Genomic DNA, 13,955 nt, shown 5'->3' on the forward strand with positions numbered 1-13,955 from the left:
ACAATTCCTGTCAACTATCCCCGTTCCCTTTCACCTGCAGCTTCAATTTACCAGCAAAATTCAACATGCGATTAAGTGGAACAAGTGCCTTTTCGCGTAATACGCTATCAACAAAAATCTCGTGTTTGATTCCACCTTGTTCCAATCCCTCGGCAATCGCCTTCAAACCATTCATAGCCATCCAAGGACAATGAGCGCAACTGCGGCAAGTGGCTCCTTCACCTGCTGTTGGAGCCTCGAATAATTCTTTGTCTGGGCAGGCCTGCTGCATCTTGTAAAAGATACCTCGGTCTGTAGCGACAATAAGTTGCCGGTTAGGTAGCGTTACTGCAGCCTGAATCAACTGGCTGGTAGAACCGACGGCATCTGCCAGCTCGACAATAGCCTGTGGCGATTCAGGGTGTACCAGTATTGCAGCACTAGGATACAAAGCCTTCATACGTATCAACGCTTGTGTTTTAAATTCGTCGTGAACAATACACGCTCCCTGCCAACACAATACGTCCGCTCCGGTTTGCTTTTGTACATAACGTCCGAGGTGCCGATCAGGAGCCCAAATAATTTTCTCACCCAAACTGTCGAGATGTTCAATTAATTCAACTGCAATACTGGAGGTCACTACCCAATCAGCCCGAGCTTTAACTGCAGCAGAGGTATTAGCATAAACCACTACGGTGCGCTCTGGATGGCTATCGCAAAACGCGGTAAATTCAGCCTCAGGACAGCCAATATCCAGCGAGCATTCGGCTTTCAGTGTCGGCATCAGGATTTGCTTTTCTGGGCTGAGTATTTTGGCTGTTTCTCCCATAAAACGGACACCAGCCACCAACAGAGTCGAGGCAGGGTGCTGGCTGCCAAAACGAGCCATCTCAAGTGAATCGGCTACGCAACCACCGGTTTCCTCAGCCAGAGCCTGGATCTCTGGATCGGTGTAGTAATGGGCCACCATGACGGCATCACGCTGTTTAAGCAGAGTTTTAATTTTCTGCCGATAAAAATACTTCTCTTTTTCATCTAATGGCGTCGGTTTCGGCGGGAACGGGTATATCAATGCATTAGCATCAAACATTTCACTCATCGCTGTCATCTCTGTGCTAGGCTGTTTACCTGTAACTCAGACACATCGCGTCTTTTGCAAACACCTTTGTTTTATATGCTAAACAAAATACAGAAATAAAACTAAAAAGTCGCCGTTATTTTTCTTTTAACAAATAAATTGTTTAATTTATTAAAAATTTAACACTCAGATGATTGTCGAAAAACTTCCAGGATCACTTTCAAAAACAGATGCAGGGGATATTTGTCTCAGTGCTGTCAAAAAAGGCAAAACGATAGAATGGATTTTGCAACTTTCAATCATCGTTTGGTTCAAACCTATAAGGTTATTACCATTCACGATTTTATCACGTGGAAACTCTTTAAGATTGGTGGGTCGTGCAGGATTCGAACCTGCGACCAATTGATTAAAAGTCAACTGCTCTACCGACTGAGCTAACGACCCATTGATGGGATTTACCGAACGACAAACACAGAATTGGCTACTCTATTAACCAGGGTTCTATCACCTTGGCGTTTCCGATTCTTTAAAATTGGTGGGTCGTGCAGGATTCGAACCTGCGACCAATTGATTAAAAGTCAACTGCTCTACCGACTGAGCTAACGACCCGAAGTGGTGGGTGATGACGGGCTCGAACCGCCGACCCCCTCCGTGTAAAGGAGGTGCTCTACCAACTGAGCTAATCACCCACAGTCGTGGGTACTACATAGAAAACTGGTGGGTCGTGCAGGATTCGAACCTGCGACCAATTGATTAAAAGTCAACTGCTCTACCGACTGAGCTAACGACCCAATTTTCTTGTTGCTTTAGCATCTCGCAAGATGTCTTGGCAACGGCGGCATATATTACTAACTTCTCCCGACAGCGCAACCTAAATTTTGGATATACTGGTTCAACTGCTTGTTCTTCACTCGAATGAGCCCAGAACTCGGTCAAATCGACTAACTTCTAGGCTCATTTTATACTTATAAGCTAGCCTCGCGTTTCTTTGCCTGCTTAGCTGCATCACTGTTCGGATAGAGTTTTACTACCTGCAGATAAACGGCTTTAGCTTTATCTAGCTGGCCTTTTTCCTGCATAATCACGCCGACCTTGTACATAGAGTCCGGCGCCTTAGGTGATTTTGGATGATTCTTCACCACTACGGCATAATAGTATGCAGCATCATCCTTTTTGCCTTTGTTGTAGTACATCTGACCAAGCCAATAGTTGGCATTAGGCTGGTAAGTCGAATTCGGATACTGCTTTATAAAGGATTGAAAAGCAGAAATAGCTTGGTCATACTGTTTCTTTTCCAGTGCTAAAGAAACAGCTGCGTTGTAGTCACTGTTCTCATCCCCGGCACTCGCTGGCGCGGTTGTTGCACCTACAGCGCTTTCAGCAGGCACCTTGGCAGAATCACCGGTATTATCCACCGTGGCACCTGTAGCATTCTGTTTACCACCTTGGCTAATACTATCTATCTGTTGATAGATCTGTTTCTGACGTTCAACAACCTGATTCAACTGATATTGATTTTCCTGGATCTGCCCGCGGAGAGTATCAATATCGCGTTGATTGTCGGAGAGTTGCTGCTGGAGTTGGTTTAAAAGCTGCCCCTGAGCATTACTGATACGCTCAAGTGATGTGACACGGTCTTCGACCGAGCCAGAGCCGGCATTACTGATTGGCGCTTGGGCAGTAGCGGCCCATGGGACCGCTACGCCAACCAATAACGACAGACTCAACAGGTGATGTCTGAAGTTACTGTTCATGCAATTCTCTTAGTAAACCAGAACGGCACGACGATTTTTAGCATAAGCGGCTTCGTCATGGCCCAGTACTGCTGGTTTTTCTTTACCGTAAGAAACGATAGAGATCTGATCGGCTGAAACGCCTTTACCTTGCAGATACATTTTAACTGCGTTTGCACGACGTTCGCCCAAAGCAATGTTGTACTCTGGTGTACCGCGCTCATCTGCGTGACCTTCAACGGTCACCTTGTAAGATGGATTGCTGCGCAGGAATGCAGCATGAGCATCCAGCATCTGAGAAAACTCAGAGCTGATGTCATATTTGTCAAAACCGAAGTAAACAATGTTACTCTTCTGCAGTTCTTGCATCTGCAAACGGGCTTGTTCTTCAGAAGAGAGATTGCTGCTGCCATTTTCTATACCAGTGCCAGCGCCAGCGCCCATACCAGATTGATCATTGTTTGCGCTTTTGTTAGAACTACAAGCTGCTACAGCCAGAACTGGCAGTGCCAGCATAAGCCCTTTCAGCACTTTGTTCAGTTGCATTTCTTTGATCCTTTTAGAGTTTGCCATACATATTCACACATGCATCACAGATACGGCGACCAAGCAGGGAATTTGACCTGTCCATTTGTCGCCGGAAGACGCGCTTTGAAACGCCCATCAGTCGATACCAACTGTAACACAGAGCCCATACCTTGCGTGGAGCTATAGATCACCATCGTGCCGTTTGGCGCAATACTAGGCGTTTCGTCTAGGAACGAATCCGTTAATACTTGAACGGCCCCCGATCCAAGATCTTGTTTGGCGATGTGCTGGTTACCATTATTAGAACTGACCATCACCAGAAACTTGCCGTCGAAACTCACATCAGAGTTCTGATTTTGAGACCCTTCCCAAGTGAGACGTTGCGGTGCACCGCCGCCAGCACCGACTTTATAAATCTGCGGGCGTCCTCCCTGGTCAGAAGTATATGCCAGAGACTGGCTGTCCGGGAACCAAGTTGGCTCCGTATTGTTGCTGCGACCATCGGTGATTTGCGTAATCTGGCCTGAGCCTAGATCCATCACATACAGATTAAGGCTACCGGTCTTCGACAATGCAAAAGCAAGGCGGCTTCCATCTGGTGAAAAAGCGGGTGCTCCGTTGTGACGCGGGAATGAAGCAACCTGACGAATAGCACCATCGGCCAGCGTCTGGATCACCAATGCTGAACGACCACTCTCAAAGGTGACATAAGCCAATTTGCTGCCATCTGGAGACCAAGCTGGTGACATCAGTGGTTCAGGTGAACGATGAACAACAAACTCGTTGTAACCATCGTAATCAGAGACGCGCAACTCATACGGGAATTTCCCGCCGTTGGTCTGTACAACATACGCAATACGTGTGCGGAATGCCCCCTTGATGCCTGTCAGCTTTTCAAACACTTCATCACTGGCGGTATGCGCGGAATAACGTAACCACTGTTTAGTGACTTTATACTGGTTTTGTGCCAGAACAGTACCCGGAGAACCTGACGTATCTACCAGTTGGTAGGAAACAAGGTAGCTACCATCAGCACCAGGTTGCACCTGACCAACAACGACAGAATCAATACCCAGTGCAGTCCAAGCTGCTGGCGTTACTTCAGAAGCGGTTGCGGGTTGCTGCGGCATACGTGCAACATCAATTGGGTTGAATTTTCCGCTGTTGCGCAAATCTGCGCCGACAACCTGACCAATGTCTTCAGGAGGGGTGCCTGGCCCCGCCCATTTAAACGGTACCACACCAATCGGGCGAGCTGAGTCGACCCCTTGGGTGATTTCAATGCGAACTTCCGCGTGCAACACTGCGGCCCACAGTACTAAAAAACCTAGCACTACTCGAAATGCCTGCTTCATCTCATCTCCCTTACCCAGGCAGGATGCCTACGATAAATAGCAGAATTTTAACAAATCAACGCCAACAAAACTACCTGCTCCCTGTTGGCGGCGTCGTGTAAACTTTACTCAAACAACTTCTACAACTTACTGAGGATTAAAGTCAATTGGTGCATTCTTAAATGCTTCATACACTTCATTACTTGGTGGTTTAGGTATTTTCGCTTGCCGAGCAGCGGCCAGAGCCGCTTGGCAAAGTGCAGGATCTCCGCCCTCAACTTTCGCATCGATCAAGAAACCATCCGGGCCAAGTTTGATTCTCAATCTGCACGTACGCCCTTTATAGGACGTCCAGTCGTAGAATTTATTTTTCACCGCATTCTGTATCTGGCTACCATAGCTGTCCAAATCAGCACCACTTGCCCCTGCAGTTTTAGCATTACCTTGTCCAGCAGGCTTGCCATCACCTTGGGTTTTGGCTCCACCACCTTTTGGTGCATTTTTACCATCCGCCAAACCACCAAACAAATCATCCACTTCCGCAGACTGTTTGGCTGCTTCAGCGGCGGCCTTTTTCTTCTCTTCAGCAGCTTTCTTGGCAGCAGCGGCTTTCTCTGCTGCGGCGGCTTTCTTTTCAGCCTCAGCAGCAGCTTTTTTCTCGGCAGCTTCCGCGGCTTTTTTAGCCTCTTCAGCTTGTTTCTTAGCTGCAGCGGCTGCGGCTTGTTTCTTGGCTTCAGCTTCGGCCTGTTTCTGTGCCTCAGCCTGCGCTTTGGCTATTTTTTCCGCCTCAGCTTTAGCGCTAGCTAACGCCTGTTCAGCGGCTTTCTGCTGTTCTTTAGCTTTCGCTGCAGCTGCTTCTGCTGCTTTTTGCTGCTCTACAGCCTGCCGCTGCTGTTCTGCCGCTTTCTTTTGCTGCTCCGCCTGCAATTTAGCGTCCTGTGCTGCTTTCTCCTGCACAGCTAAACGTTCTTGCTCAAGTTCTTTTAGACGCTGCTGCTCTGCAGCCTGTTTCTGTCGTAGCTCTTCCGCCTGTTGCTCCGCCTTTTTTTGGCGCTGCTTTTCGGCTCGTTTTGCATCGCTGCTCTGCTGCTGCTGGCGATTATACTGTTCCACCACAGCACCAGGATCGACCATCACTGCACCAACGACGGAACCATCGCCTCCTCCACCTGCGCTCATTTCAGCGTTTTCATGCAGCGATCCCCAAATCAACAGGGCAATCAATATGAAGTGCAGAACTACCGAAACAATAACGGCGCGGTTCAGCTTATCGTTTTGTTCAGTTGCCTTTACCAAAATAGAGTCCCAAAAACTGGTGCTTAAATAGGCTTCAGCATCAGAGATACTGAAGCCGGATTGCCACTCACCTTACTGTCAAATTGGCTGGGTCATCAACCCAACGGAAGCGACACCTGCCTCACGAAGAATATTCAATGCTTTAATAATTTCATCATAAGGAACTTCTTTTGCTCCACCGATCAAAAAGATCGTCTTAGGGTTAGCAGCCAAACGCGATCTGGCTTCGGCGGCAACCTGTTCTGGCGGTAACCACTCCATACGATTGTGATCTACTACCAGTGTGTATTGCCCCACACCTGAAACCTCCAGAATGACTGGGGGATTGTCGCTGCTAGATACCGTTTTTGAATCGGTGGCATCAGGTAAATCAACCTCAACACTTTGCGTAATGATGGGGGCAGTTGCCATAAAAATCAGCAACAACACCAGCAATACGTCCAACAAGGGAACAATGTTGATTTCCGACTTCAGCTCACGACGGTTACGACCACGAACTTTCGCCATGCAACCTCCTACTTATTTGCTATCCCTAGAGAAAGCCTGGCGATGCAGAATAGCGGTAAACTCTTCCATAAAGTTGTCGTAATTCTGCTCAAGCTTGTTAACACGCTGGTTAAGGCGGTTATAGGCCATAACGGCAGGGATTGCGGCAAACAGACCGATCGCTGTTGCGATCAACGCTTCAGCAATACCTGGCGCTACCATCTGCAAAGTAGCCTGCTTAACGGCACCAAGTGCGATAAAGGCGTGCATAATCCCCCACACCGTTCCAAACAGACCAATATACGGGCTGATAGAACCGACGGTTCCAAGGAAAGGAATATGGGTTTCCAATGTTTCCAGTTCACGATTCATAGAGATGCGCATAGCACGTGAAGCACCTTCGATCACCGATTCAGGTGCATTACTGTTAGCACGATGCAGGCGGGCAAACTCTTTGAAACCGGCATGGAAAATCTGTTCAGAACCCGTCAGGCTATCTCGACGCGCCTGACTTTCTTGATATAGACGCGAAAGCTCGATACCCGACCAGAATTTGTCTTCAAAAACCTCTGCGTCGCGCGTTGCCGCATTCAGGATGCGAGTACGCTGAATGATAATCGCCCAGGACGCCACTGAGAAACATATCAGAATCAACATGATAAGCTTAACCAGCAGGCTCGCCTTCAAGAATAAATCTAGGATGTTCATGTCAGTCACTGCTTAAACTCCGCGACAATAGACTTAGGAAGCGCTATCGGCTTCATTTGGTGTGGATCAATGCATGCAATCAATACATCGGCCTGACTCAAAAGAGTACCGTCAGAATTAACAATGCGTTGAGCAAACGTAAGAGATGCCCCACGTATTGAGGTGATTTCGCTCTGCACTTCCAGCATATCGTCAAGGCGAGCCGGAAGCAGATAATCCACCGTTATACGCCGGACGGCGAAAGCGATATGTTCACTGAGCAACTGCTGTTGATGAAAATCATGTTGACGCAGCATCTCTGTGCGCGCTCTTTCATAAAAAGCGACGTAGCGGGCATGGTAAACCACACCTCCGGCGTCGGTGTCCTCATAGTAGACACGGACCGGCCATCGAAACAACGTATTACTCACGATACTTCCAAACCAATGCGATTTAACGTTGTTACTATACGCAAGACAGATCGGGTTGGGAATGGGTAACCAGATGGTAATGAAAATAATTATGGGCCAGAATGGCCCATAGAATGGCACGTACAGCAGATTATAAAGAAACGTAAAGTAATCCTGCTGCCAAGATGACAATGGCAGGTAATGGCGCAAAAAACGCTCGCCAGAACGGGCTATGTGGGCGAAACCCAACGCCGTGAACCATGCCAGCACACACCGCCCAGATAAGGAATATACTTTGCCATATCTCCAATGAACTGGTGCGCGCTGCAAAACGGGTAGGGTCCCAAAAAACAAACCCAGCCAAAGTTAATGCCATCACCAATGAAAGGGCCCGCACAGGGCCCTTATCAGTGAGCGCGTAGAGCTTATCAGCGAGCGAAGAACTCATCACTTACCGTCGTGCTGTGCTTTTGAATCTTCACTGTGCTCAAGTGCCAGCGCAGTGATAATACCAAACGCGCAGGCAAGAAGCGTTCCGAGGATCCAGGCAAAATACCACATGGTTTAGCTCCTTTGGCTTAGTACAGTGAATGCTTGTTGTTTTCAATGAAGTTCTTATCCAGACGCCCAAACATTTTGTAGTACGACCAGATGGTGTACGCCAGAACGATAGGCACAAAGATAATCGCGACAATGGTCATCACTTTCAGCGTCAGTAAGCTGGAAGTCGCATCCCACATTGTCAGGCTAACGTTAGGCACAGTGCTTGAAGGCATCACAAACGGGAACATGGTTACCCCTGCCGTCAAAATCACACAGGCGATCGTTAGTGATGAAGTCAAGAATGCAAGCGCCCCTTTCTCCAAACGAGAGAACAGGATTGTGACGAATGGCAAAATAACGCCTAACGCCGGTAACACCCACAGGATCGGATACTTGTTGTAGTTAATTAGCCAAGCGCCAGCCTGATGTGCGACTTCTTTACGCAGTGGGTTAGATTCCGCCGCTGTATCCAGAACTGAAGTCACAACAAAACCGTCAATGCCTTTCACCAGCCAGATCCCTGCCAACAGAAAACATACTGCCATCACTAAGGCAGAAATCTGCGCAGCCGCGCGCGAACGCAGATGAATCTCAGCCGTGGTTCGCATCTGAAGATAGGTCGCCCCCTGAGTCAACAACATAGTTAAGCTCACGATACCGGCCAACAAGGCGAACGGATTAAGCAACTGGAAAAAATTGCCGGTATAGAACAGACGCAGGTATTCATCTATATGAAATGGCACACCTTGAAGCAAATTGCCGAATGCTACACCAAATACCAGTGCTGGCACGAAACTGCCGACAAAGATGCCCCAGTCCCACATGTTACGCCAGCGGCTGTTTTCCAACTTGGAACGGTAATCAAAACCGACCGGTCGGAAGAACAAAGCGGCAAGTACCAAGATCATGGCAACGTAGAAGCCAGAAAACGCAGCAGCATAAACCATCGGCCAAGCGGCGAACAATGCACCACCTGCAGTAATCAACCACACTTGGTTACCGTCCCAATGTGGAGCGATAGCGTTGATCATTATCCGGCGTTCGGTATCGGTTTTACCGATAATGCGCACCAGAATACCGACCCCCATATCGAAACCGTCGGTAACCGCAAAACCGATCAGCAAAACGCCAACCAGAACCCACCAGATAAATCGTAGTACTTCATATTCAAACATATCGTGGACTCCTGTTTAGCGAGCTTCCTGCACGTGGGCAGTCGGTTGTTCAAAGTGATAGCGGCCAGTTTTCAGGCTACTTGGCCCCATGCGCCCAAATTTGAACATCAGGTACAATTCAGCCACCAGGAACAGGGTATACAAACCACAAATCAGCCCCATCGAGAAGAGAACATGCCCGGTGGTGAGTGAAGAGGTTGCAACTGCAGTTGGCAATACTTCACCAATAGCCCACGGCTGACGGCCATATTCAGCTACGAACCAACCAGCTTCTACTGCGATCCACGGTAATGGTATGCCGTACAGCGCAGCACGATGCAGCCATTTTTTCTCACCGATCCGGTTACGCATTACGCTCCAGAATGACATACCAATAATGAACAGCATGATCACGCCACACGCCACCATGATACGGAAAGCAAAGTACAGCGGAGCAACGCGCGGGATCGAATCTTTGGTTGCCTGCTGGATCTGTTCTTCTGTTGCATTGGGAACGTTATCAGTATAACGCTTCAACAGCATCCCATAGCCCAGGTCCTGCTTGACATCGTTGAACGCGGTTCTAACTGCTGGATCAGTATTACCACTGCGTAACTCTTCCAGAAGCTGGTAAGCCTTCATGCCGTTGCGAATACGTACCTGGTGCTGTGCCATCAGATCCCGCAAGCCAATAACCGGTGTATCAATGGAACGAGTTGCAATCAGGCCAAGTGCCCATGGGATCTGAATCGTAAAGGAGTTTTCCATCCTTTCCTGATTCGGAATACCAAACAGCGTAAAAGCAGCCGGAGGTGGCTGAGTTTCCCATTCAGCTTCAATGGCAGCAAGTTTGGTTTTTTGCACGTCGCCCATTTCGTAACCGGATTCATCACCCAGCACAATAACGGAAAGTATCGCCGCCATACCGAAACTGGCAGCAATGGCAAACGAACGTTTAGCAAAAGCAACGTCACGCCCTTTCAGCAGATAGTAGGAACTGATACCTAGAATGAACATAGCACCAGTGGTATAGCCTGAAGCTACGGTGTGAACAAACTTCACCTGAGCTACCGGGTTGAGAACCAGTTGAGAGAAGCTCACCATCTCCATACGCATGGTTTCAACGTTAAAATCAGATGCGATCGGGTTCTGCATCCATCCGTTAGCAACCAGTATCCACAATGCAGAAAGGTTTGAACCGAGAGCCACAAGCCAAGTAACCGTCATATGCTGTATCTTGCTTAGGCGATCCCAACCGAAGAAGAACAGGCCGACCAGTGTCGATTCAAGGAAGAACGCCATCAAACCTTCGATGGCTAATGGAGCCCCAAAGATGTCACCGACGTAATGAGAGAAATATGACCAGTTAGTCCCGAATTGGAACTCCATGGTCAACCCGGTAGCCACACCCAGAGCAAAGTTGATTGCGAATAACTTTCCCCAGAATCTGGTCATATCTTTATAAATTTGTTTGCCAGACAACACATATACCGTTTCCATGATTGCCAGCAAAAACGCCATGCCGAGCGTTAATGGGACAAATAGGAAGTGATACATCGCCGTTAAAGCAAACTGTAAACGTGACAGTTCGACAATATCAAACATCTTGACTCCTTGCTCCTCGCAGGAAGACTCCGACTTGCGGTTATCGGTATTTACCCCCTCATACTTAAATTTGCATATGATGACCGTATTCGCTCACTCCAACCGCATGTTTTTATATGCTTTTAGAGGTTACGAACCTGCCACCATTCTGCAACTCAAATTATCAAGGATAAAGCCCTGTATGGAGTAACCAGTAACGTCCCGCAGTGAATGCTCTTAAACACAACAAATTTTCAAACTCTCTGCTTTCAACCACACATTCTTAGCAGGGCCGCAGAGACCCAACGCAAATGCACCAATGAAAACCGAGAGCGGGTAAGAAATGCAACAAGATAAACCATCCCTAATTACACGATGGCATGATACTCGTCAAATCCCACACGATAAATAGGTTTTTGTGTGAAGTGGGTTAGACTTCTGGCTATAGGTCAAGAAACGGCCCTGATAGCTGTTTTGGTTTATTTTGATCTCAAACAATTTAATATTATCCGCGTATTATTTCCAGATTCATTGCATATTTCTGCATAATTCATCTAAGAATATGTTACACGAAAGTTTAATTATTTTTTATCAATATCATTGTGTTAATGATATGTAATTAAATATAACCTTAACTGTATTAATTAAATTTATTTACTCGATATTTATTAACTTTTTATTTCCTCAAGGAAATTTCAGCAGCTCAATGCCCAATTCATTATTTGTTAAGCATTCATAAATCAAATTAAAAATTTAATCGTATCGTTGTACCCACGTGACTTCAAGTTACGTGTAGGCAACCTCCAGATGCTTGATAGACAAAGTGATTGGGGTAACAGCAGGTAGACAACACAGATGACGCTTAAAAGGCGATGGGTGTGGTCGATACTTTGGAGCAAATACGACAATTTTGTATTACCACCGTTGTTTTGCTATTTCGTTGGTATAGAAAGGCCACCCTAAAGGTGGCCAAACGTATCGTTCTAGGCTGTGTCCCTCAATTGCACGCAAGCGCCACTGGCGGTAAATTGAGGGACATGGCCTAGTTTGCTTGTAACGCGGATTAACGACTCAGAATCGCCTTCACTGCGTCACCAATGTCAGCCAGGCTACGAACCGTTTTAACGCCTGCCGCTTCAAGAGCCGCAAATTTTTCATCTGCGGTCCCTTTCCCACCCGCTATGATGGCTCCAGCATGGCCCATACGCTTACCTTTAGGCGCAGTTACGCCAGCAATATAACCAACAACCGGTTTGGTTACATGCTCTTTGATATAGGCTGCCGCCTCTTCTTCCGCACTCCCGCCAATCTCACCGATCATGACAATCGCTTCTGTCTGCGGGTCTTCCTGGAACATCTTCAGAATATCGATAAAGTTAGAGCCAGGAATCGGGTCGCCGCCGATACCAACACAGGTAGACTGCCCTAATCCAGCGTCGGTCGTTTGTTTAACCGCTTCATAAGTCAGTGTGCCTGAACGCGAAACAATACCCACCTTGCCTGGCAAGTGGATGTGACCTGGCATGATGCCAATCTTGCATTCACCTGGGGTGATCACACCTGGGCAGTTCGGGCCAATCATGCGTACACCCGCTTCGTCCAGCTTCACTTTCACCGTCAGCATATCCAGGGTTGGGATACCTTCAGTAATCGTGATGATCAGTTTAATACCAGCATCGATTGCCTCCAGAATGGAGTCTTTACAGAAAGGTGCTGGCACATAAATCACCGATGCGGTAGCGCCCGTTGCTTCGACGGCTTCACGCACGGTATTGAACACCGGTAAGCCCAAATGTTTAGTGCCACCTTTGCCAGGCGTTACGCCTCCAACCATTTTGGTGCCATACGCGATAGCCTGCTCAGAGTGGAAGGTCCCTTGACTACCGGTGAAACCCTGACAAATTACTTTGGTGTTCTTATCAATTAAAATGGACATTATTTCCCCTCCACTGCAGCAACAACTTGCTGAGCAGCATCAGTCAGACTGGTCGCAGCAATGATATTCAAACCACTGTCTGCCAGTTTTCTGGCTCCCAGCTCGGCATTGTTTCCTTCCAGACGCACCACCACCGGGACATTCACGCCCACTTCAGCGACTGCGCCAATAATGCCGTCAGCGATCAGATCGCAGCGTACAATACCACCAAAAATATTCACCAGTACCGCTTTCACCTTGTCATCAGACAGGATAATTTTAAAGGCTTCGGTCACACGCTCTTTGGTTGCACCACCGCCCACATCGAGGAAGTTAGCTGGTTCGCCACCATGCAATTTAACGATGTCCATGGTACCCATGGCCAAGCCGGCACCGTTAACCATACAACCAATGTTACCGTCGAGTGCAACGTAGTTCAGTTCCCACTGAGCTGCACGAGATTCACGCTCATCCTCCTGAGAAGGATCTCGCATTTCACGCAGTTCAGACTGACGGAACAGTGCGTTGCCATCAGCGCCCAGTTTACCATCCAGACACACCAGATCGCCCTGCTTGGTGATCACCAACGGGTTAATCTCAACCATAGCCAGATCGCGCTCAAGGAATAGTGTGGCAAGCCCCATGAAAATCTTGGCAAACTGGCTAACTTGCTTGCCCGTCAGACCCAGTTTAAATGCCAGCTCACGTCCCTGATAAGGCTGTGGACCTGCCAGCGGGTCAATAACCATTTTGTGGATCAGTTCCGGGGTTTCTTCCGCAACTTTCTCAATCTCAACACCACCTTCGGTGGAAGCCATAAACACGACACGGCGGCTTGCACGGTCAACCACTGCACCCAAGTAGAGTTCTTTATCGATGTCGGTTGCCGCTTCCACCAGGATCTGATGAACAGGTTGCCCCAAAGCATCCGTCTGATAAGTCACCAGGCGTTTACCCAGCCAAGCTTCAGCAAAAGCACGTATATCCTCTTTGCTGTTAACGACCTTAACACCACCCGCTTTGCCACGGCCGCCAGCATGAACCTGACATTTCACTACCCACGGGCCGGAACCAATTTTAGATGCAGCTTCTTCTGCTTCACGCGGTGTGGTACAGGCGTAACCGGTTGGTGCAGGCATACCATACCGAGCAAACAGCTGTTTTGCCTGATATTCGTGTAAATTCATGATGTTGTATCCATTCAGGTCAGAAAATTTCAGCCGAGTCA

14 protein-coding genes and 4 tRNA genes are annotated in these 13,955 nt (G+C 48.0%); all 18 read right to left on the reverse strand.

The window, feature by feature from the left end; translation table 11 throughout:
• Positions 1–10 precede the first annotated feature (10 nt).
• A complete protein-coding gene (nadA, locus tag OK023_RS12320) occupies positions 11–1,078 on the reverse strand; it encodes a quinolinate synthase NadA (protein WP_317693008.1) in 1,068 nt (355 codons plus the stop codon).
• Between the two features lie 347 nt (positions 1,079–1,425).
• Positions 1,426–1,501, reverse strand: a tRNA-Lys gene (locus OK023_RS12325).
• Between the two features lie 89 nt (positions 1,502–1,590).
• Positions 1,591–1,666: transfer RNA gene (locus OK023_RS12330), tRNA-Lys, on the reverse strand.
• A 4-nt stretch (positions 1,667–1,670) separates the two neighbouring features.
• A tRNA-Val gene (locus OK023_RS12335) sits at positions 1,671–1,746 on the reverse strand.
• A 26-nt stretch (positions 1,747–1,772) separates the two neighbouring features.
• Positions 1,773–1,848: transfer RNA gene (locus OK023_RS12340), tRNA-Lys, on the reverse strand.
• Positions 1,849–2,022: 174 nt separating this feature from the next.
• Positions 2,023–2,811, reverse strand: coding sequence for a cell division protein CpoB (gene cpoB / locus OK023_RS12345; RefSeq protein ID WP_317693009.1), 789 nt, complete (start codon positions 2,809–2,811; stop codon positions 2,023–2,025).
• A gap of 9 nt (positions 2,812–2,820) precedes the next feature.
• Positions 2,821–3,336, reverse strand: coding sequence for a peptidoglycan-associated lipoprotein Pal (gene pal, locus OK023_RS12350; protein ID WP_317693010.1), 516 nt, complete (start codon positions 3,334–3,336; stop codon positions 2,821–2,823).
• A gap of 44 nt (positions 3,337–3,380) precedes the next feature.
• The gene (gene tolB, locus OK023_RS12355) at positions 3,381–4,673 is read right to left on the reverse strand and encodes a Tol-Pal system beta propeller repeat protein TolB (RefSeq protein ID WP_317693012.1); all 1,293 of its coding nucleotides are present in this window, start codon (positions 4,671–4,673) and stop codon (positions 3,381–3,383) included.
• 126 nt (positions 4,674–4,799) lie between these two features.
• Positions 4,800–5,948 carry a cell envelope integrity protein TolA gene (tolA, locus tag OK023_RS12360; protein WP_317693013.1) on the reverse strand — a complete coding sequence of 383 codons (1,149 nt, stop codon included), beginning with the start codon at positions 5,946–5,948 and terminating at the stop codon, positions 4,800–4,802.
• Between the two features lie 78 nt (positions 5,949–6,026).
• Positions 6,027–6,455, reverse strand: coding sequence for a colicin uptake protein TolR (tolR, locus tag OK023_RS12365; RefSeq protein ID WP_317693014.1), 429 nt, complete (start codon positions 6,453–6,455; stop codon positions 6,027–6,029).
• A 12-nt stretch (positions 6,456–6,467) separates the two neighbouring features.
• Entirely contained in the window at positions 6,468–7,151 is a 684-nt protein-coding gene (gene tolQ / locus OK023_RS12370) for a Tol-Pal system protein TolQ (RefSeq protein WP_317693015.1), read from the reverse strand.
• Positions 7,148–7,552: a tol-pal system-associated acyl-CoA thioesterase gene (gene ybgC / locus OK023_RS12375; protein WP_317693016.1), complete on the reverse strand. Its 405-nt coding sequence runs from the start codon at positions 7,550–7,552 to the stop codon at positions 7,148–7,150. The genes tolQ and ybgC overlap by 4 nt, the downstream gene beginning before the upstream one ends.
• A gap of 130 nt (positions 7,553–7,682) precedes the next feature.
• Positions 7,683–7,979 carry a cyd operon protein YbgE gene (ybgE, locus tag OK023_RS12380; protein WP_317693017.1) on the reverse strand — a complete coding sequence of 99 codons (297 nt, stop codon included), beginning with the start codon at positions 7,977–7,979 and terminating at the stop codon, positions 7,683–7,685.
• Positions 7,979–8,092: a cytochrome bd-I oxidase subunit CydX gene (gene cydX, locus OK023_RS12385; RefSeq protein WP_317693018.1), complete on the reverse strand. Its 114-nt coding sequence runs from the start codon at positions 8,090–8,092 to the stop codon at positions 7,979–7,981. The genes ybgE and cydX overlap by 1 nt, the downstream gene beginning before the upstream one ends.
• Positions 8,093–8,109: 17 nt before the next feature.
• Positions 8,110–9,249, reverse strand: a complete 1,140-nt coding sequence (gene cydB, locus OK023_RS12390; protein WP_317693019.1) for a cytochrome d ubiquinol oxidase subunit II — start codon at positions 9,247–9,249, stop codon at positions 8,110–8,112.
• A gap of 15 nt (positions 9,250–9,264) precedes the next feature.
• Positions 9,265–10,833: a cytochrome ubiquinol oxidase subunit I gene (gene cydA, locus OK023_RS12395; RefSeq protein WP_317693020.1), complete on the reverse strand. Its 1,569-nt coding sequence runs from the start codon at positions 10,831–10,833 to the stop codon at positions 9,265–9,267.
• Between the two features lie 1,042 nt (positions 10,834–11,875).
• Positions 11,876–12,748 carry a succinate--CoA ligase subunit alpha gene (gene sucD, locus OK023_RS12400; RefSeq protein WP_317693021.1) on the reverse strand — a complete coding sequence of 291 codons (873 nt, stop codon included), beginning with the start codon at positions 12,746–12,748 and terminating at the stop codon, positions 11,876–11,878.
• A complete protein-coding gene (sucC, locus tag OK023_RS12405; RefSeq protein ID WP_317693022.1) occupies positions 12,748–13,914 on the reverse strand; it encodes an ADP-forming succinate--CoA ligase subunit beta in 1,167 nt (388 codons plus the stop codon). Before sucC ends, sucD begins: the two co-directional genes overlap by 1 nt.
• Between the last annotated feature and the right edge of the window lie 41 nt (positions 13,915–13,955).

The sequence above is a fragment of the Serratia sp. UGAL515B_01 genome, from assembly GCF_033095805.1.
GTDB lineage: Bacteria > Pseudomonadota > Gammaproteobacteria > Enterobacterales > Enterobacteriaceae > Chania.

Coding starts and splice junctions, on each gene's coding strand:
- ybgE (WP_317693017.1), bottom strand. CDS start 7,979: ATGAGTTCTTCGCTCGCTGATAAGCTCTACGCGCTCACTGATAAGGGC.
- cpoB (WP_317693009.1), bottom strand. CDS start 2,811: ATGAACAGTAACTTCAGACATCACCTGTTGAGTCTGTCGTTATTGGTT.
- nadA (WP_317693008.1), bottom strand. CDS start 1,078: ATGAGTGAAATGTTTGATGCTAATGCATTGATATACCCGTTCCCGCCG.
- cydX (WP_317693018.1), bottom strand. CDS start 8,092: ATGTGGTATTTTGCCTGGATCCTCGGAACGCTTCTTGCCTGCGCGTTT.
- tolB (WP_317693012.1), bottom strand. CDS start 4,673: ATGAAGCAGGCATTTCGAGTAGTGCTAGGTTTTTTAGTACTGTGGGCC.
- sucC (WP_317693022.1), bottom strand. CDS start 13,914: ATGAATTTACACGAATATCAGGCAAAACAGCTGTTTGCTCGGTATGGT.
- sucD (WP_317693021.1), bottom strand. CDS start 12,748: ATGTCCATTTTAATTGATAAGAACACCAAAGTAATTTGTCAGGGTTTC.
- tolR (WP_317693014.1), bottom strand. CDS start 6,455: ATGGCGAAAGTTCGTGGTCGTAACCGTCGTGAGCTGAAGTCGGAAATC.
- cydA (WP_317693020.1), bottom strand. CDS start 10,833: ATGTTTGATATTGTCGAACTGTCACGTTTACAGTTTGCTTTAACGGCG.
- cydB (WP_317693019.1), bottom strand. CDS start 9,249: ATGTTTGAATATGAAGTACTACGATTTATCTGGTGGGTTCTGGTTGGC.
- pal (WP_317693010.1), bottom strand. CDS start 3,336: ATGCAACTGAACAAAGTGCTGAAAGGGCTTATGCTGGCACTGCCAGTT.